At 72.5% G+C, this 233-nt stretch carries 1 pseudogene; it reads left to right on the forward strand.

The features are described from left to right. Window positions 1-233 (forward strand): annotated as a pseudogene (locus tag SB658_RS27775) (GABA permease); the annotation flags it as partial.

Below are 233 nucleotides of genomic sequence, written 5' to 3' on the forward strand. Positions count from 1 at the left end.
GGTCGCCCTGCTGTCGGCGCTCAACGCCAACCTCTACGGCGCTTCGCGCATGATCTTCTCGCTGGCGCAGCGCCGGGAGGCGCCGCGCTGGCTGGCGCGGGTCGGCTCGCGCCGGGTGCCCTCGTTCGCGGTGCTGGCCAGCGTGGTGTTCGGCTTCATCGCCGCCGGCCTGGAACTGCGCTATCCCAACCGCGTGCTGCCGACCCTGCTCAACATCGTCGGCGCGACCTGCC

Origin of the sequence: Bacillus sp. SIMBA_008, from assembly GCF_046535495.1 — a bacterium.
Classification (GTDB): Bacteria; Bacillota; Bacilli; order Bacillales; family Bacillaceae; genus Bacillus; species Bacillus subtilis.